This is a genomic window from Xenorhabdus sp. TS4 (genome assembly GCF_014467265.1).
GTDB classification, from domain to species: domain Bacteria; phylum Pseudomonadota; class Gammaproteobacteria; order Enterobacterales; family Enterobacteriaceae; genus Xenorhabdus; species Xenorhabdus ehlersii.
Genome location: NZ_NKHQ01000006.1, coordinates 162,772 through 181,547, shown reverse-complemented (window position 1 = coordinate 181,547; position 18,776 = coordinate 162,772). Strand labels below are relative to the sequence as shown.

Below are 18,776 nucleotides of genomic sequence, written 5' to 3'. Positions count from 1 at the left end.
TCAGTAATAAGCCCGACTCATAACGTAAGTTTTGAGCGGGTTTTTTGTATCAAAAACGGGGGCATTTGGATGGTTGTTCCATCGACATTTTGGTTGAGCTTGGGCTATTTCACCTATTTTTTCTCTTACGGCATATTCTTGCCTTTTTGGTCTGTCTGGTTAAAAGGTGAAGGTATTGATGCCTCAATGATAGGGATATTGCTAGGTGTTGGAATGGTAGCTCGCTTTGTCGGCAGTCTGGTTATCTCTCCTACGGTAAAAGACCCCGCTAAATTAATTAAAGCATTACGTCTCCTCTCATTGTTGGCATTGCTTTTTACCATTGGCTTTGTATTCGACAGCCATTGGGCATGGCTTTTCTTTATCATGATTGGTTTCAACTTATTCTTCTCACCACTCGTTCCCTTATCAGATGCTTTGGCAGGAACATGGCAAAAGCAGTTTACGTTTGATTATGGCAAGGTAAGGGTTTGGGGTTCGATTGCATTTGTTATTAGTTCTTCATTGGCGGGCATATTGATGTCTGCCAATGGGATAAATTTCTCAATCAGCAGCCTGAATTTTGGCTGGAATATATCGTTTGACAGTTTAAATCATTGGATCGGTCGCGAGTTATTTGGCACACACCATATCATTCTTGCTTTTTTGTTATTCAGTGTTACAGCCATGTCATTGGCAATGATGTTGAAACCTTCCATCATGCCGGCAGGTAAGATTAAAGCCGCCAATATCAATGCCGTTTCTTTTAAAGAACTCTTATCCGAAAAATCAGTGTGGCAGTTTTTACTCTGTGTAACTTTATTGCAGGCTGCTCATGCGGGGTATTACAGTTTTGGCTCCATTTATTGGGCGCAAGCGGGTTATTCCTCATCAACCATTGGTTATCTCTGGTCTTTGGGCGTGGTGGCGGAAGTTGTTATCTTTACTTTTAGCAAGCAATTATTCCGCCGTTGGAGCGCCCGTAATCTGCTGTTATTGTCAGGAATTTGTGGTGTTGTTCGCTGGGGGCTCATGGGAATCTCGACCGAATTATCGGTGTTGATTATTATTCAAATCCTGCATTGTGGTACTTTTACAGTCTGCCATTTGGCTGCGATGCGTTTTATTGGCGCCAGAAAAGAAAACGAAATCATCCGGTTGCAGGCGACTTACTCTGCTGTAGCAATGGGGGGCGGTATTGCCGTCATGAGTATGATTGCTGGTTTCATGTATGAACAGATAGGAAATGGTATATTTTGGGTGATGGCACTGGTTGTGTTGCCTGCCCTGTTCCTGAGACCAAAAGTTGAAGCCCATTGACTCTCGCGCTAATTAAAAACGAAGGTAAGAAAAAAGGGCACCTGATGATAGGTACCCTAAAAACAACATTGCTCAAATTATATTTATTTAATAATAACAAATTAACGTTTCAATGCTTCAGTCAATTCTTCACGCATTTCAGACAGAATGTCTTTAACGATACGTGGGCTACCTGCAACGATATTGCCGGAGTTGACATAGTTATGGCCACCAACGAAATCAGAAACAATACAACCTGATTCACGTACCAACAACTCTCCGCCCAAGAAATCCCATGGCTTCAGGCCAATTTCGAAGAAACCATCTACCCGTCCGGCAGCGACATACGCCATATCCAGTGCTGCAGAACCAGTGCGCCGGAAATCTGCACAGCGCTCAAATAATTTACCCAGTACATTCATGTAAGGGATAGTGTGTTGTTTGGCTTTGAATGGGAAACCCGTTGCAATGATCGTTCCATCCAGATCGCGAGCATTAGTACCACGCAGGCGATAGCCGTTCAATTGAGCGCCTTGCCCACGAGTTGCAGTGAACAGCTCATTGCGCATTGGATCATAAACTACGGATACTTCTGTGCGGCCTTTAATACGCACAGCGATGGAAACAGCAAAATGGGGAAGACGTTTAATAAAGTTGGTTGTGCCATCCAGTGGATCGATAACCCATTGGAAATCATCCTCTTCTCCTATGTGATCACCACTTTCTTCGGTGATAATCGTATGTTTAGGGTAAGATTTACGGATGATGTCAATGATCAGCTTTTCTGCTCCACGATCAACATTGGTAACGAAATCATTACTGCCTTTTTGGCTTGCTTCAACAGCATCAGGAGTTTCGTAGCTTTTGGCAATGTAGTTGCCGGCCTTACGCGCAGCGCGTATAGCGATGTTTAGCATCGGATGCATGGGGTATCTTCCACCAGAATTTTAAAGAACGGGAAATAAATTGGCGCGCATTATAGCAGTAGTTCGTCAAAATGACTAATGCTGTGTTAAGATATTCGGCTCTTATACTGAATTTAAAAGCCGTCATGTTAGAGAATATCCGCATTATTCTGGTAGAAACCTCCCATACGGGGAACATGGGATCAACCGCCAGGGCCATGAAAACAATGGGATTGACCAACCTGTATCTGGTGAATCCGCTTGTTCAACCTGACTCTCACGCTATCGCACTTTCAGCCGGTGCAAGTGATGTTATCGGCAATGCAACGATTGTGAATTCGTTGGATGAGGCATTGGCTGGGTGTGAGTTAGTCATTGGCACCAGTGCCCGTTCCCGAACCCTATCCTGGCCGATGGTTGAGCCACGTGAATGTGGTGAACGCTGTGTCGAAACCGCCAGTCACTCTCCCGTTGCTATTGTCTTTGGCCGTGAACGTGTTGGCTTGACTAACGAAGAGTTGCAAAAGTGTAATTATCACCTTTATATCCCAACTAACCCGGAATATGGTTCGTTGAATTTGGCGATGGCGGTTCAGCTGGTTAGCTATGAAATTCGCATGGCATACCTTGCGGCTCAAGAGCAATTAGAAGAGGCAACGTCTCCAGAGCACGAAGTAGAGTATCCACCTGTCGAAGATATGGAGCGTTTTTATCAGCACCTTGAACAGATATTGAAAAAGTCTGGGTTCATTCGCAAAGCGCATCCGGGCCAGATAATGAACAAATTAAGACGTCTTTATACTCGTGCACGGCCAGAAACCCAAGAGCTGAATATCCTGCGTGGTATACTGACTTCCATGGAGAAGTGGGATAAAAAATAAATTGATGCAGTTAAAAAATGTACAGTTAAAACTGTAGCAGAAAGTAACAGGAAGCAGCCGATAGGAAATACAGTGTAACGGGACAAAATATGTAACTGGATAATAGCGGAAAGCAGTTGGGAAAGCTGTGGGATAGGCACGTGAAAAAGTGAAAGGGCGTCAAATAATAGTTGAGTAAATTACTCGGTTAAATAGTTGACTAAAATACTCAGGAATGCCACAATTTTACCCATATTTCACCACGGAGTTTTTGTTATGAGACTGACATCAAAAGGACGTTATGCGGTAACAGCTATGTTAGATGTGGCATTGCATTCACAAGAAGGGCCGGTGCCGTTAGCCGATATTTCTGAACGTCAGGGTATTTCCCTTTCCTATCTTGAGCAGTTGTTTTCCCGCCTGCGTAAAAATGGTCTGGTTTCTAGCGTCCGTGGTCCAGGTGGCGGCTATTTATTGGGCAGAGATGCCGGTAAAATTTTCGTTGCCGAAGTGATTTCAGCCGTTGATGAATCTGTAGATGCCACTCGTTGTCAGGGCCGAGAAGGTTGTCAAGGCGGCGATCGGTGTTTGACTCATGCCTTGTGGCGTGACCTAAGTGATCGTATCACCAGTTTCCTGAGTAGCATCAGTTTAGAAGAATTAGTAAATAACCAAGAAGTATTGGATGTTGCTGATCGTCAAGACGGCGATAAGCGCCGTACCCCTGGCCCTAACGGCAGACTTCAAGAGACGATTAACGTTAATCTGCGTGCGTAACTTGCGGCAAATACTTGTGTGGCAATGAAAGTATTAAAAGTGTCTTACGGAGCATGTGAGCAATGAAATTACCCATTTATTTGGACTATTCAGCAACAACACCAGTCGATCCACGTGTTGCTGAAAAGATGATGAACTATTTGACTATTGACGGAGTCTTCGGTAACCCAGCTTCCCGTTCACACCGTTTTGGTTGGCAGGCTGAAGAAGCGGTTGATATTGCACGCAATCAAATTGCTGACTTAGTTGGTGCGGATCCACGTGAAATCGTGTTCACTTCAGGTGCGACAGAATCAGATAACCTGGCAATTAAAGGTGCTGCAAAATTTTATCAGAAGAAAGGCAAGCACATTATCACCAGCAAAACTGAGCATAAAGCGGTTTTAGATACTTGTCGTCAGCTGGAGCGCGAAGGTTTTGAGATCACGTATCTGGCGCCAATGAACAACGGCCTGATTGATCTGAAAGAGTTGGAAGCGACCATGCGTGAAGACACCATTCTGGTTTCCATCATGCATGTCAATAACGAAATTGGTATTGTTCAGGATATCATGACCATTGGTGAATTATGCCGCAGTCGTGGCATTATTTTCCATGTTGATGCCACCCAAAGTGTTGGTAAATTGCCTGTTGATCTCAGCCTGCTAAAAGTTGATCTGATGTCCTTTTCTGCCCATAAACTTTATGGCCCGATGGGAATTGGTGCACTGTATGTTCGCCGTAAGCCTCGCGTACGTATTGAAGCCCAACAGCATGGTGGTGGTCATGAACGCGGTATGCGTTCAGGTACATTGCCTGTTCACCAGATTGTTGGCATGGGTGAAGCTTACCGTATCGCGAAAGAAGAGCTGGAATCAGAGGCAGAACGTCTGCGTGGTTTGCGTCTGCGTTTGTGGAACGGTATCAAAGATATTGAAGAAGTTTACCTGAATGGTGATTTGGAACAGGGAGCGCCACACATTCTGAATGTCAGCTTCAACTATGTTGAAGGTGAATCATTGATGATGTCATTGAAAGATCTGGCAGTGTCTTCTGGCTCGGCATGTACTTCAGCGAGTCTGGAGCCTTCTTATGTCCTGCGCGCATTGGGCATGAATGATGAACTGGCGCACAGTTCTATTCGTTTCTCTTTGGGACGTTTTACCACAGAAGAAGAAATAGACTATGCAATCAAGTTGATTCACAACGCGATTGGCCACTTGCGTGATCTTTCTCCATTGTGGGAAATGTTCAAGCAGGGTGTGGATATTAGCACCATCGAATGGTCTCATCATTAATCAGACGGTTTCAGGAGTAACGACATGGCTTACAGCGACAAAGTAATTGATCACTATGAAAACCCACGTAATGTTGGTTCATTCGATAACGAAGATCCAACAGTGGGTAGTGGCATGGTAGGGGCACCCGCTTGCGGTGACGTCATGCGGCTGCAAATCAAAGTCAATGATGAAGGTATCATTGAAGACGCACGTTTCAAAACCTATGGCTGCGGCTCAGCAATTGCATCCAGTTCTTTGGTAACAGAATGGATGAAAGGTAAATCGTTGGAACAGGCTGAGGCAATTAAAAACACTCATATTGCTGAAGAGTTAGAACTGCCACCAGTGAAAATCCATTGTTCTATTTTGGCAGAAGATGCTATCAAAGCGGCTATTGCTGATTACAAGAGCAAGCGCCAGGCCAAATAACTTTTTCACAAAAAGAAAATAATTCTGGTGGATATTGCAGCAATATCCACCTTTACTGGTTTTAAAGTGAGGTGTTGTATGTCAATTTCCCTGACGGAAAGTGCAGCCCAACGTATTTTGGCTTTTCTTACCAATCGAGGAAAAGGTGTCGGGTTGCGCTTGGGAGTGAGAACATCCGGCTGCTCTGGTATGGCATATGTGATTGAATTTGCTGATGCAATAAATGAAGAAGATCAGATTTTTGAAGATAAGGGCGTGAAAGTCATCGTTGATGGTAAAAGCATCATTTATCTTGATGGTACTGAGTTGGATTTCGTTAAAGAAGGTCTGAATGAAGGCTTTAAATTCAACAACCCCAATGTTTCCAGCGAATGCGGCTGTGGAGAAAGTTTCCACGTTTAACCCCATTTTTTGACCCGCATTTTGCGAAACTAAGAGTAACTTATGGACTATTTTACTTTGTTTGGGTTGCCGGCACGTTATGCGATTGATCGTGAACAGTTGGCGACTCGTTATCAGGAATTGCAACGCCAGTTTCATCCTGATCGTTTTGCCAACCAGCCAGAACGTGAAAAAACGCTGGCACTCCAACAAGCTGCTACCATCAATGATGGTTATCAGACCCTAAAACATCCCCTGAAACGCGCAGAATATATGCTGTCTCAGCAAGGATTTGATCTGTCCAATGAGCAGCACACGATGCAGGATACGGCTTTTTTGATGCAGCAGTTGGAATTGCGTGAAGAGCTTGATGCCATTGAACATCGCGTAGATTCAGAAACAGCCTTGAACGAGTTTTCCTCTCGCTTGCATAAAATGATTAAAACACGTAGTGAGCAGATGGAACAGCAACTCAATGCTGCCGAATGGTCAATTGCAGCCGATACAGTCCGTAAATTACGCTTTCTGGATAAATTGCAACAGCAGGTTGAACAACTGGAAGAGCGGTTGTTGGATGATTTTTAGCGGACTTTTGACTGATTTTTAGCTGAATCGTATTGTTTAGAATGATTTTTGGCTGAATAAATTTCGGCTGATATAGATTTATGCTGATATAGATTTATAGGGGCACATATGGCTTTATTACAAATCAGCGAACCGGGTTTATCTGCCGCACCGCACCAGCGTCGGCTGGCTGCGGGGATTGATCTTGGTACAACTCACTCTCTGGTTGCGACCGTCCGTAGCGGTCAGGCGGAAACATTGGCAGACAGTGATAACCGTCACTTACTTCCTTCTGTTGTACAGTATGGCAAAGAAGAGATTCTAGTTGGTTGGCAAGCGCGTCAACAGGCTGCGTCTGATCCTACTAATACAATCAGTTCAGTCAAGCGGATGATGGGACGCTCTTTGGCTGACGTTCAACAGCGTTATCCTAACCTGCCATACCAGTTCCAGGCCAGTGAAAATGGTTTGCCATTGATCAATACCGTGGCGGGGCTAGTAGATCCTATTCAGGTTTCTTCTGAGATATTGAAATCGTTGGCGCAACGGGCAGAAGAAACCTTGGATGGTAAACTTGATGGTGTTGTGATCACCGTGCCTGCTTATTTCGATGATGCCCAGCGTCAGGGCACTAAAGATGCTGCTCGTTTGGCGGGTTTACATGTTCTTCGTCTCTTGAATGAACCCACTGCGGCAGCCGTGGCTTATGGTCTTGATTCCGGTCAGGAGGGGATAATCGCCGTTTACGATCTTGGTGGCGGAACATTTGATGTCTCTATTCTTCGCCTTAGCCGAGGGGTGTTTGAAGTGCTGGCAACGGGGGGAGATACTGCCCTCGGTGGTGACGATTTTGATTCGCTGTTAGCAAATTGGATACGTGAACAGGCTGGGATCAACGATAACGATCACAGATTACAGCGTCAATTGCTGGATGTCGCTACCCAAACCAAAATTGCCTTGAGCGAGGCTAATAAGGCGGAAATCGATATTGCTGACTGGCAAGGCAGTATTACCCGTACCGAATTTAACGCATTGATTGCCTCTTTGGTCAAACGCACATTACTTTCCTGCCGTCGGGCGCTGAAAGATGCAGGTGTAACGATTGACGAGGTTTTGCAGGTCGTCATGGTGGGTGGCTCAACGCGAGTGCCGTTGGTACGTAGCATGGTGGGGGAGTTTTTTGACCGCGAACCATTAACTGCTATCGATCCAGACAAAGTGGTAGCTGTTGGTGCTGCAATTCAGGCTGATATTTTGGTGGGCAACAAACCAGACAGCGAAATGCTGCTACTTGATGTTATCCCGCTGTCACTTGGTCTGGAGACAATGGGAGGGCTGGTTGAAAAAGTCATTCCACGTAATACCACCATTCCTGTTGCCAAAGCGCAAGAATTTACCACTTTCAAAGATGGGCAAAGTGCGATGAGCATTCATGTGGTGCAAGGCGAGAGAGAACTGGTAAATGATTGCCGTTCACTGGCGCGTTTCACACTGCGTGGTATTCCACCATTACCGGCTGGTGGTGCACACATTCGTGTGACCTTTCAGGTTGATGCCGATGGTCTGTTAAGCGTCAGTGCATTAGAAAAATCCACAGGTGTTGAAGCTTCGATTCAGGTGAAACCTTCCTATGGTTTGTCGGATGAAGAAATTGCCCATATGCTCAAAGACTCCATGTCTAATGCACAGGAAGATGTTCAGGCCCGCAAATTAGCTGAACAAAAAGTAGAAGCAGCTCGAATGCTGGAAAATTTAACCAGTGCATTGGAAAAAGATGCGGATTTACTGAGTCAAGAAGAGCTGGCTGCTATTGATTCTGCTGCACATGTATTAATTGAAAGTGCTCAGGGAACCTCTCCTGAGCTAATTGAAAGTGCAATAAAACAATTGGACAAGCAAACGCAAGAATTTGCAGCACGCCGTATGGACACATCAATCCGCCGGGCTTTGGCGGGTCATTCTGTGGATGAGATTTAATTATGCCTAAAATTGTATTTTTACCTCATAACGAACTTTGCCCTGAAGGGGTAGTATTGGAAGCGAAGGAAGGCGAATCCATTCTGGATGTTGCATTACGTAATGGCATTGAAATTGAACATGCCTGTGAAAAATCCTGTGCGTGTACCACTTGTCACTGTATTGTCAGGGAAGGCTTTGATTCACTGGAAGAAAGCTCTGAACTGGAAGATGACATGTTGGATAAGGCATGGGGATTGGAGCCAGAAAGTCGATTGAGCTGTCAGGCCAAAGTTGCCGATGAGGATTTAGTCGTTGAAATCCCCAAATACACCATTAACCATGCACGCGAACACTGACAGGAGAACAGAAAATGAAATGGTCTGACAGTCGTGATATTGGCGAAGCACTGTATGATAAATTTCCTGATGTAGATCCAAAAACAGTGCGTTTCACCGACATGCATGAATGGATTTGTGAGCTGGATGGTTTTGATGACGATCCACAGAAATCCAACGAAAAAATATTGGAAGCTATCTTGCTGGTATGGCTGGATGAATATGAATAGTGGGCAATTTGCCTAAGGCAAAACTTCAAATAAAAAATAGTGTAAGCTCACCGATTCTTGCTCAATAGCTTGGCATAGTCTGTATTTAGTGGAAAACTGGCAATCGCCAGTTTTTTTATAAACCCTCACTGTGAAACAGTGAACAAATAAGATAAGAAGTGAGAAAAAATGACAAAACAAATCATGCCCATAACACTGTCTTATGAGCCAGCTAACGCTTGCTGGGGTGAAAAAGCACTAATTAGCTCAAATGAGCAGGGGATCACGATTCATTTGGAAGGCAATGGCAAGCTGGGCGCAATTCAACGTGCTGGGCGTAAAATTGACGGGCAAGGAATTCGCAATATTGCTTTAGTGGGTGATGGCTGGGATCTGGAAAAAAGTTGGTCATTTTGGTTGGGCTTTCGTTCACCTAAGGGATTACGTACAATTGAATGGCCACAACTCCCTGCGGCGGAAAAACAGGAGCTGGAGAGAAGGATCAAATTCATTGATTGGGTGCGTGATACCATCAACCTTCCGGCAGAAGATTTGGGACCAGAACAGCTTGCCCAAAGAGCTATCGATTTATTGCGCGGGGTAGCGGGTGATGCTGTTAGTTATCGCATCATCAAAGGGGATGAGTTGCGTGAACAGGGATATGCGGGGGTATATACCGTCGGCCGTGGCTCTTCTCGTGATCCCGTGTTCTTGGCATTAGATTTCAATCCAACAAAAGATGCAAAAGCACCTGTTTTTGCCTGTTTGGTTGGTAAAGGTATTACCTTCGATTCCGGTGGATACAGCCTCAAACCTTCTAATTTCATGGATTCTATGAAATCAGATATGGGCGGTTCAGCGACATTAACGGGGGCACTGGCTCTGGCAATCAGCCGTGGTTTAAAACATCGTGTAAAACTGTTCCTGAGTATCGCAGATAATATGGTGAGTGGTAATGCTTTCAAATTGGGCGATATCATTCACTACCGCAATGGTAAAACTGTTGAAGTGATGAACACAGATGCGGAAGGGCGTCTGGTTCTGGCTGATGGTTTGATTGATGCCAGTGCAGAAAAAGCACAACTTATTATTGATGCTGCCACTTTAACTGGCGCAGCGAAAACAGCAGTAGGAAATGATTACCACTCAATATTAGGTTTTGATGATCAACTGGTATCTGACTTAATGGCAGCGGCTGATAATGAAAATGAATTATTCTGGCGCTTACCGCTAGCTGAATTCCATCGTAGCCATCTGCCATCCAATTTTGCTGATCTGAACAACATTGCGTCACCGGCACATTCGGCAGGAGCAAGTACCGCAGCAGCATTCTTGTCGCACTTTGTCGAAAATTACAAAAAAGGTTGGGTACATATTGACTGTTCAGCAACTTACCGTAAATCCTCTGTTGAACAATGGGCTGCGGGTGCAACGGGATATGGTGTACGTACCATTGCCAATTTATTGCTGACAAAAGCGAAATAAACTAAAACACTTATTCTTAATAGCTCCTCTTGTGGGGAGCTATTGTTGAATTTATCGATGACCTTAACTTCAATTCAAACAGTACCGTCGGAGATTTTCATGAGCTTATTAAATGGATCTATCGCTACTGAAATAGAGGTTCCTGGCGGAAGCCTTATTACTCTAAGTCAGCCAGAAGAACAGCCGACTCAGCTTATTGAGTCACTAATTGAATTATTTAAACAACATAAATCTGTTCGACAGGCTTTTTTAATTATGGCCCATGATAAAAGTGTGGATGAAAAACCCAATGTATTAATTGGCTTGGAATTCAGTGTGACATTGACAGAAAATGAGATTAATTTGTTGATTCAAGAAGCCGGCGAACTGGCTTGCAAATATCTTGATGAAGAGGAATCTGTCGATTTTTGCCTGCTTGATGAACAAGAAGGGGGTATCAGCCATTTCTTGATTCATCATACCCAACCCTTTTATCAGCGAAAATTAGGGAGTTGGTTACGTGATACCATCCCTATTGTTAATCAATAACAACTTGATTGCTTTACCATGACACTATTTTCTTCGTCATGAAACCAGCTACTACAGCAATAGAATTTATTTTAAACGTAACGCATAACATTGCTGTTTCATCTATTCTGCCCTGTGACTTTCTTGTAATCTACTTTCATGTAATTTGATAACGCTGGCTAAACAAATATTGTGATGGACGTCGAAAGTTGGCAAGAACATGGGGTATAAATATAAGACGTATTCAGTTTGCCTGACTATCATTTCACGTATTCTTTACCAAACATGTGATATATACGATGAAAATCAGAGCGTTTTTCTACCTTACATGCCATTTGCCAATATTTAGAATGCCAGCCGGGAGATGTACTGGAATTCAAAGACGATGAGAGCAAGTCAATAGCATAGTGGTTATTATTAATTCAACGTAAACAGTGAGGAAAAAAGAGGAAAAATTTTTTATTTGTTTTGCTGCTGGGCGCATTTTATATACCTGCTTCATTTGCTGATACATCAGTAACTAATAGTCAAAAAATAACAGATCAGGGATCTTCCCGTCAGGGAATGCTAAGAGAGTGTACAGATCTATTACCGACGGGACACAAATATACTATCAGTATTATTGGTACGTCAGATAAAACTACCCAGGATCCTAAAGAAAAGTTCACAGGAAAATTTATAGTCTCTGATGAAAGTAAACAAGATATAAGCAAGAAAAGGGCTGACGAAATTAAGCCTTTTATTCAATGTGTAACAGAGAAGGTTTTATAATCGACATTGAGTGAAAAATACTAATTCAATGATCTTGGTCAGTATGCCTGTTTGGGAATTTATCGCCTGAACAGGCATTATTTTTATAAAATGATTATTTTCATCGTGTATAACGAAGCGAAAATGTGATTTATGCTAAAAAATGATATTTTCGCTAAGAAAGTTTTAATAAAATGTTGTGTTTTTTGTAGGCAAGCAGAAACTCTCCTCCTATAATCAACGCCTATTTTTATCCCTGTCAGATACAGGGTAGAGTTGCCCTTCAGTTTTGTTTGGGGCGTAAAAATTAAAATGAATCATCACTGAAAGTGCCAAAGAGGTTACGCAATGACAATTGAACGTACTTTTTCCATTATTAAACCCAATGCAGTGAAGAAAGATGTTATCGGTTCTATCTATGCCCGTTTTGAAAGTGCAGGGTTTAAAATTATCGCAGCCAAAATGTTGCATTTGACGCGCGAACAAGCGGAAGGTTTTTATGCTGAACACAAAGGCCGCCCTTTCTTTGATGGTCTGGTGGAGTTCATGACCTCTGGCCCAATTATGGTACAAGTTCTGGAAGGTGAAAATGCCGTTCAACGTCACCGCGATCTGATGGGTGCCACTAATCCTGATAATGCCTTGGCTGGTACTCTGCGTGCAGATTATGCCGATAGTTTTACTGAAAATGCGGTTCACGGTTCTGACTCTACTGAATCTGCAAGTCGTGAAATTGCTTACTTTTTCAGTGATGATGAAATCTTCCCTCGCTGCTAACGCTTTTCGTTGTATGTAGCAATAGCTTCTAAGTAGCATATAAACAGTAAAGTTTGTACAATGATGCGCCCCACTGATTTGATTCAGCGGGGCGTTTATTATTTTATTTCAATGTCCATTCAATATGGCTCTGATTAAAAGAGAGAATGATCATTGAATTGGCAGTCACCGCATGAAAACTTAATGCTGAAATCAGATCAGCATAGAGCCGAAAGTGTAACAACGAGGCGATGTAACAATGTCCCAACTTAACGAAACCGTATCACCTGCAACTTCCGCCGTATCTGTCACACCTGAAAAGAAAAACGGTAAAATCAATTTGCTCGATCTTAACCGTAAACAAATGCGTCAATTTTTTGTCGATATGGGAGAGAAGCCTTTTCGTGCCGATCAGGTCATGAAATGGATTTACCATTATTGCTATGACGATTTTGAGCAGATGACCGATATCAACAAAGTGCTCAGGGCGAAATTGCAACAAGTTGCCGAAATCAGAGCACCCGAAGTTGCAGAAGAGCAACGCTCTGCTGATGGCACTATCAAATGGGCGATTACCGTAGGTGATCAACAGGTTGAAACGGTTTATATCCCAGAAGATGATCGCGCGACATTGTGTGTTTCATCTCAGGTGGGATGTGCTTTAGAGTGTAAATTTTGTTCTACTGCTCAGCAGGGCTTTAACCGTAATCTGCGAGTTTCCGAGATTATTGGTCAGGTTTGGCGCGCCGCCAAGATTATAGGATCACTGAAATCCAGTGGCCGTCGCCCCATTACCAACGTAGTGATGATGGGAATGGGAGAACCATTACTCAATTTGAATAATGTCGTGCCAGCAATGGAAATCATGATGGATGACTTCGGTTTTGGTTTGTCGAAACGCCGTGTGACATTGTCAACGTCTGGTGTTGTTCCTGCACTGGATAAACTGGGAGATATGATCGATGTTGCACTGGCAATTTCTTTACATGCACCCACTGACGACGTTCGCGACGAAATTGTGCCCATTAACCGCAAGTACAATATTGACGAGTTCTTGGCGGGAGTACGTCGTTACCTGACAAAATCTAATGCTAACCAGGGACGTGTTACGGTGGAGTATGTGATGCTTGATCATGTCAATGACAGCGTTGAGCAGGCTCATCAATTGGCCGAATGCCTGAAAGATACTCCTAGCAAGATCAATCTGATCCCGTGGAACCCGTTCCCAGGTGCACCTTATGGGCGCAGCTCGAACAGCCGTATAGATCGTTTTGCCAAGGTCCTGATGGGATACGGTTTTACAACCATCGTGCGTAAAACGAGGGGAGATGATATTGATGCAGCATGTGGGCAGCTTGCCGGTGATGTCATTGACAGAACCAAGCGAACCATGAAAAAACGCCTTGCAGGTGAACCTATTCAGGTAAAAACAGTCTAATTTTTGTTTAATATCTATTAATGGCTAAAAATCTGGCAAAGTTTAACATATCCTTATAAATGAAGATGGTATGATACGGAAATCAATAATTTGGTCTATAGTTTGTTTTGTCCTGTTAACGGGATGTGTGGAACGATCAACGCATCGCGCCCATCAGGTTGTTGCCATAGATACACGATTGCAGCTAGGGAAGGCTTATTTGGCGGAACGAAATTTACCGGCCGCTAAGTATCATTTTCAAAAAGTCTTGCTGGCGGAACCTCATCATCCAGAGGCACATCTGGGCATGGCACTGCATGAACAATATGCAGGCCGCCCAGAAACCGCCAGTCAGCATTATAGAATGGCGATGCAGTATGCGGCTGAAAGTGATACCGTAGTGCATCACTACTATATTTTTCTTTGTGAACAAAAGCAGTATGAAAAAGCTGAGCAATTGATCATGGAAAGTACGGCAAGCATGAAAAGCGACACAGGTCGTTATCGCTGTGATAAATGATTTTTCGCGTTCAACGCAGTATGCAGTATTTAGATGATTTCGCTACACAAATTAAGTGATATGTTCTATTAACTTAATTTGCGTAAATTCTTTAACCCAGAACAGTACCAGTATCCCTTGCTAATGAAGACTGAAACTTATCCAGAAGAAGCCAATCTGACAACAGGTCAGATTCTGCGTCAGGCTCGTGAAAAACATGAGCTTTCTCAGCAAACTGTGGCAGATCGCTTGTGTCTTAAACTGTCCACTGTTCGTGATATTGAAGAAGATAATATCCCGTCAAATATTTCACCAACATTCCTTCGTGGTTATATTCGTGCCTATGCAAAATTGGTTCAGGTGCCTGAATCTGAAATCTTGAGTACCTTGGATAAACAGATCCCCTCCAAGGCTATAAAAACGGCGCCTATGCAAAGTTTTTCAGCGGGGAAAAAACGCAAGAAACGTGACGGTTGGTTAATGAAGATAACATGGGCTGTTATTATTGTGTTGTTGGGAATGACATTCCTGTGGTGGTGGCAGAACTATAAAGTACAACAAACAGAACTGTCTTCAATGGCCACACAATCAAATGCTCAGAATAGTCAGATAACAGATTCTGAAAATAACCGACTGGCTCCAAGTGCTGGGGAAAATAATGTAGCACCTCTTAAAGAAAATCAATCCGTAACGGCTACTCAAAATGGTGTTTCCCAAGGAAAAACATCGTCGGCAGAGGCAAATGGCACTGAAGTAAACAGTAATGCTCCAGTATCTTCCAGCGTGCCGGTATCCACAACAACAAATCAGTCTGCAACCAATGCAACGCCAGAAAATACAACTGCTGCTGCCAATGCAGAGGTGAATAGCGCTGTTGTGAGTCCCTCATCGACTGATGTAAATAATATCAATACGGCCAGTAACGATGAATTAGTGATAGATTTCAGCGATGAATGTTGGCTGGCAGTCAAAGATGCTAAAGGTAAGGTTTTGTTTAGCGGCATCAAAAAGAAAGGGGATAGTCTAAAACTTTCCGGTAAATTACCTTATTCGGTGAATATTGGCGCACCTGCCAAGGTTAAGGTTCAATTCCAGGGAAAACCCGTGGATCTGAGTTCCTTCGTGAAGAAAGGCATCACGGCTAAACTGACACTAAAATAAATGCCTTAACTGTTTTGGCAGAGTTATTCACCACAGCATAGTTGTAATTCTTATAAACAAAAATACAGGGATGTAGGGGAGTAATGTAAAAATGCATAATGAATCACCGATAAAAAGACGTAAATCAACACGTATTTATGTCGGTAATGTTCCCATCGGGGATGACGCACCGATTGCAGTGCAATCAATGACTAACACACGAACAACAGATGTTGAAGCGACAGTTAATCAAATTAAGGCGTTAGAGCGTGTAGGTGTTGATATTGTTCGGGTGTCTGTTCCAACAATGGATGCAGCCGAAGCGTTCAAGTCCATCAAACAGCAAGTCAATGTCCCTCTTGTTGCCGATATTCATTTTGATTACCGCATTGCCTTGAAAGTTGCAGAATATGGTGTTGACTGTCTGCGTATCAATCCTGGCAATATCGGTAACGAAGAGCGTATTCGTCAGGTTGTGGATTGTGCCCGCCACAATAACATTCCGATTCGCATTGGGGTTAATGGTGGATCGCTGGAAAAAGATCTACAGGAAAAATATGGTGAACCCACACCAGAAGCGTTGGTTGAATCGGCAATGCGCCATGTAGATATTCTTGATCGCCTGAACTTCGATCAATTTAAGGTAAGCGTCAAGGCCTCGGACGTTTTTCTGGCGGTAGGGGCATACCGTTTACTGGCGCAAAAAATTGATCAACCGCTGCATTTGGGGATTACGGAAGCAGGCGGAGCCCGTGCTGGTGCGGTGAAATCTTCAATTGGGCTTGGCATTTTATTGTCAGAAGGAATTGGCGATACGCTGCGTATCTCGTTGGCCGCAGATCCAGTAGAAGAAGTTAAAGTCGGTTTTGATATTCTGAAAGCATTGCGTATTCGTTCACGGGGCATTAATTTCATTGCCTGTCCAACTTGTTCGCGCCAAGAATTTGACGTTATCGGGACGGTTAATGCGCTTGAGCAGCGTCTTGAAGACTTAATTACCCCAATGGATGTTTCTATCATTGGTTGTGTCGTGAATGGCCCTGGGGAAGCTGAAGTTTCAACGCTTGGCGTAACGGGAGCGAAAACAAAAAGCGGTTTTTATGAAGATGGTATTCGTCAAAAAGAGCGTTTTGACAATAACAACTTGATTGATCAACTTGAGGCGAAGATTCGGGCGAAGGCAGCTATCCTTGATGCTAAGAACCGAATCAGCATCAATCAGCTTGATGAGTAATTTATTGGGGATATGAGCATATAGATTTGCTTGCAGATTGAACCTTGCAAGTATTCGCTTTTATAATCGGTGGCATTGTATAAATATTAATAAGAGATAAAACGTGACAAAAAATATCCCAGCTATTCGTGGCATGAACGACTGCCTTCCTGCTGAAACGGCCATCTGGCAACGAGTTGAATCTACAGTAAAGCGTGTGCTGTCAGGTTACGGTTTTAGCGAAATTCGGACACCGATTGTAGAGCAGACCCCGTTATTCAAACGTGCAATTGGGGAAGTAACTGATGTTGTCGAAAAAGAGATGTATACCTTTGACGATCGCAATGGTGAAAGCTTGACCCTGCGCCCAGAAAATACCGCAGGATGTGTCCGTGCCGGTATTCAGCATGGTCTGCTGTACAATCAGGAACAGCGCTTATGGTATATCGGGCCTATGTTCCGTTATGAGCGTCCACAAAAAGGCCGTTACCGTCAATTCCATCAGTTAGGCGCTGAAGTGTTTGGCTTACAAGGGCCAGATATTGATGCTGAACTTATTTTAATGACAGCACGTTGGTGGCGCGAGCTCGGCATTGCTGATCACGTCACACTTGAATTGAACTCAATTGGTTCATTAGAAGCCCGTGCAGATTATCGTGAGGCACTGGTGGCATTCCTTGAACAACATAAAGAGAAATTGGACGAGGATTGTCAACGCCGTATGTATACCAATCCACTGCGTGTATTGGACTCTAAAAACCCTGAAATTCAGCAACTTTTAAATGATGCGCCGGAGTTGTTTGATTATCTTGATGCCGAGTCAAAAGAGCACTTTGATGGATTGTGTCAGCTACTTGATAGCGCAGGGATCAAATACCGCATTAACCAGCGTCTGGTTCGCGGCCTGGATTATTACAACCGTACGGTTTTTGAATGGGTGACATCAGCGTTGGGTGCGCAGGGAACCGTCTGTGCCGGCGGTCGTTACGATGGCTTGGTTGAACAATTGGGCGGTAAGGCAACACCAGCGGTTGGTTTTGCCATGGGCATGGAACGTATGGTCCTGTTGGTGCAGGAGGTCAATCCTGACTTTGTTGCAGATCTGACCGTTGCCGATGTTTATTTCTCTTCCTTTGGTGAAGGTAGCCAGCAAGCGGCATTGATATTGGCCGAAAAAATCCGTGATCAACTGCCAGAATTGCGTTTGATGACCAACCATGGCGGTGGTAACTTTAAGAAACAGTTGACACGTGCAAGTAAACACGGTGCCAAAGTTGCCTTGATTTTGGGAGAAGATGAAATTCAGGCAGGCAATATTACAGTGAAAGATTTACGCAACGGTGAACAAGAAACGTTGTCACAACAAGCGGTCGCAGCGCGTTTGAGCGAACTGTTAGGCTAAGGAGAAAGACTCTAGTGCAAGTCTATACCACAGAAACTGAACAAGTTGACGCGATCAAGCGTTTTTTATCTACCAACGGTAAATACCTTGCTGTTGGCCTGGTGCTAGGCATTGGTGCTTTGTTGGGTTGGCGTTACTGGCAGAGTCATCAAACCAACCAATTACATAATACGGCGGCAGTATTTGAAGAATTGAACAAATCATTGGCGTCGGGGTCGAAAGAAAATGTTGTTGCCGTAGAAAAGTTCGCTAATGAAACGGGCAATGTCTACGGTGTTATGGCTGATCTGGAACTGGCAAAACAGGCTATTGCTCAGAATGATCTGGCTCAGGCAGAGAAAAATTTGCTAGCGGCATCCGGTAAAGCCAAAGATGAGAATATGCAGGCATTGTCTAACCTTCGTCTGGCTCGGGTTCAATTGGCGGAAGATAAAGCAGAAGTTGCGTTGAAAACGCTGGATTTGGTCAAAGGCAAAGGCTGGCAGGTTATGGTTGAGGATATTCGTGGGGATATTCTGGCTAAAAAAGGGGATATTGCTGGCGCACGTGCAGCTTATTCCACAGGGCTTGGACTTGATGGCCCGCAGGTAATTAAGGATTTTATGAAAATCAAACTTAATAATTTATCCAACTAAGGGAGCCAACTTCATA

21 protein-coding genes and 1 pseudogene are annotated in these 18,776 nt (G+C 43.8%); 21 read left to right on the top strand and 1 reads right to left on the bottom strand.

Annotation, left to right across the window (positions count from 1 at the left end):
- The first annotated feature begins 69 nt into the window (after positions 1 to 69).
- Positions 70 to 1,299 carry a 3-phenylpropionate MFS transporter gene (locus Xets_RS05030; protein WP_099132112.1) on the top strand — a complete coding sequence of 410 codons (1,230 nt, stop codon included), beginning with the start codon at positions 70 to 72 and terminating at the stop codon, positions 1,297 to 1,299.
- A gap of 101 nt (positions 1,300 to 1,400) precedes the next feature.
- Here the strand turns inward: Xets_RS05030 and suhB are convergent, their stop codons facing one another.
- Positions 1,401 to 2,204, bottom strand: a complete 804-nt coding sequence (gene suhB, locus Xets_RS05025; protein WP_099132111.1) for an inositol-1-monophosphatase — start codon at positions 2,202 to 2,204, stop codon at positions 1,401 to 1,403.
- A 125-nt stretch (positions 2,205 to 2,329) separates the two neighbouring features.
- On the opposite strand from suhB, the gene trmJ reads away from it, so the two are divergent.
- The 20 genes and pseudogenes from trmJ (at position 2,330) to Xets_RS04925 (ending at position 18,760) form a co-directional block, all read left to right on the top strand.
- A complete protein-coding gene (trmJ, locus tag Xets_RS05020; protein WP_099132110.1) occupies positions 2,330 to 3,064 on the top strand; it encodes a tRNA (cytosine(32)/uridine(32)-2'-O)-methyltransferase TrmJ in 735 nt (244 codons plus the stop codon).
- 255 nt (positions 3,065 to 3,319) lie between these two features.
- Positions 3,320 to 3,820, top strand: a complete 501-nt coding sequence (gene iscR, locus Xets_RS05015) for a Fe-S cluster assembly transcriptional regulator IscR (RefSeq protein ID WP_099132109.1) — start codon at positions 3,320 to 3,322, stop codon at positions 3,818 to 3,820.
- A 62-nt stretch (positions 3,821 to 3,882) separates the two neighbouring features.
- Positions 3,883 to 5,097, top strand: coding sequence for an IscS subfamily cysteine desulfurase (locus Xets_RS05010; protein ID WP_099132108.1), 1,215 nt, complete (start codon positions 3,883 to 3,885; stop codon positions 5,095 to 5,097).
- A 24-nt stretch (positions 5,098 to 5,121) separates the two neighbouring features.
- A complete protein-coding gene (gene iscU, locus Xets_RS05005; protein WP_099132107.1) occupies positions 5,122 to 5,508 on the top strand; it encodes a Fe-S cluster assembly scaffold IscU in 387 nt (128 codons plus the stop codon).
- 78 nt (positions 5,509 to 5,586) lie between these two features.
- Positions 5,587 to 5,910, top strand: a complete 324-nt coding sequence (gene iscA / locus Xets_RS05000) for an iron-sulfur cluster assembly protein IscA (RefSeq protein ID WP_099132106.1) — start codon at positions 5,587 to 5,589, stop codon at positions 5,908 to 5,910.
- A gap of 42 nt (positions 5,911 to 5,952) precedes the next feature.
- Entirely contained in the window at positions 5,953 to 6,474 is a 522-nt protein-coding gene (hscB, locus tag Xets_RS04995) for a co-chaperone HscB (protein ID WP_099132105.1), read from the top strand.
- Positions 6,475 to 6,582: 108 nt separating this feature from the next.
- Positions 6,583 to 8,430 carry a Fe-S protein assembly chaperone HscA gene (gene hscA / locus Xets_RS04990; RefSeq protein WP_187651244.1) on the top strand — a complete coding sequence of 616 codons (1,848 nt, stop codon included), beginning with the start codon at positions 6,583 to 6,585 and terminating at the stop codon, positions 8,428 to 8,430.
- Between the two features lie 2 nt (positions 8,431 to 8,432).
- Positions 8,433 to 8,768: an ISC system 2Fe-2S type ferredoxin gene (gene fdx / locus Xets_RS04985; protein WP_099132103.1), complete on the top strand. Its 336-nt coding sequence runs from the start codon at positions 8,433 to 8,435 to the stop codon at positions 8,766 to 8,768.
- A 14-nt stretch (positions 8,769 to 8,782) separates the two neighbouring features.
- Positions 8,783 to 8,977 (top strand): Fe-S cluster assembly protein IscX, encoded by a 195-nt coding sequence (gene iscX, locus Xets_RS04980; RefSeq protein WP_099132102.1) that lies wholly within the window; start codon positions 8,783 to 8,785, stop codon positions 8,975 to 8,977.
- Positions 8,978 to 9,145: 168 nt separating this feature from the next.
- Complete coding sequence (gene pepB / locus Xets_RS04975) at positions 9,146 to 10,441, top strand: aminopeptidase PepB (protein WP_099132101.1); 1,296 nt, start codon at positions 9,146 to 9,148, stop codon at positions 10,439 to 10,441.
- Positions 10,442 to 10,540: 99 nt separating this feature from the next.
- Complete coding sequence (locus tag Xets_RS04970; protein WP_099132100.1) at positions 10,541 to 10,969, top strand: enhanced serine sensitivity protein SseB C-terminal domain-containing protein; 429 nt, start codon at positions 10,541 to 10,543, stop codon at positions 10,967 to 10,969.
- Positions 10,970 to 11,269: 300 nt separating this feature from the next.
- A pseudogene (locus Xets_RS27695) lies at positions 11,270 to 11,356 on the top strand (helix-turn-helix domain-containing protein); the annotation flags it as partial.
- A gap of 60 nt (positions 11,357 to 11,416) precedes the next feature.
- Complete coding sequence (locus Xets_RS04960; RefSeq protein WP_255430563.1) at positions 11,417 to 11,719, top strand: hypothetical protein; 303 nt, start codon at positions 11,417 to 11,419, stop codon at positions 11,717 to 11,719.
- Between the two features lie 327 nt (positions 11,720 to 12,046).
- Entirely contained in the window at positions 12,047 to 12,475 is a 429-nt protein-coding gene (gene ndk / locus Xets_RS04955) for a nucleoside-diphosphate kinase (protein ID WP_099132099.1), read from the top strand.
- Positions 12,476 to 12,713: 238 nt separating this feature from the next.
- Positions 12,714 to 13,892 carry a bifunctional tRNA (adenosine(37)-C2)-methyltransferase TrmG/ribosomal RNA large subunit methyltransferase RlmN gene (locus Xets_RS04950; RefSeq protein ID WP_099132098.1) on the top strand — a complete coding sequence of 393 codons (1,179 nt, stop codon included), beginning with the start codon at positions 12,714 to 12,716 and terminating at the stop codon, positions 13,890 to 13,892.
- 127 nt (positions 13,893 to 14,019) lie between these two features.
- A complete protein-coding gene (locus Xets_RS04945) occupies positions 14,020 to 14,391 on the top strand; it encodes a fimbrial assembly protein (RefSeq protein WP_244208827.1) in 372 nt (123 codons plus the stop codon).
- Positions 14,392 to 14,514: 123 nt separating this feature from the next.
- Positions 14,515 to 15,531 carry a cytoskeleton protein RodZ gene (gene rodZ, locus Xets_RS04940; protein ID WP_187651243.1) on the top strand — a complete coding sequence of 339 codons (1,017 nt, stop codon included), beginning with the start codon at positions 14,515 to 14,517 and terminating at the stop codon, positions 15,529 to 15,531.
- A gap of 91 nt (positions 15,532 to 15,622) precedes the next feature.
- The gene (gene ispG, locus Xets_RS04935; RefSeq protein ID WP_099132095.1) at positions 15,623 to 16,744 is read left to right on the top strand and encodes a flavodoxin-dependent (E)-4-hydroxy-3-methylbut-2-enyl-diphosphate synthase; all 1,122 of its coding nucleotides are present in this window, start codon (positions 15,623 to 15,625) and stop codon (positions 16,742 to 16,744) included.
- A 103-nt stretch (positions 16,745 to 16,847) separates the two neighbouring features.
- Positions 16,848 to 18,125, top strand: coding sequence for a histidine--tRNA ligase (hisS, locus tag Xets_RS04930; RefSeq protein ID WP_187651242.1), 1,278 nt, complete (start codon positions 16,848 to 16,850; stop codon positions 18,123 to 18,125).
- 14 nt (positions 18,126 to 18,139) lie between these two features.
- Entirely contained in the window at positions 18,140 to 18,760 is a 621-nt protein-coding gene (locus Xets_RS04925; RefSeq protein WP_099132093.1) for a YfgM family protein, read from the top strand.
- The last annotated feature ends 16 nt before the right edge of the window (positions 18,761 to 18,776 follow it).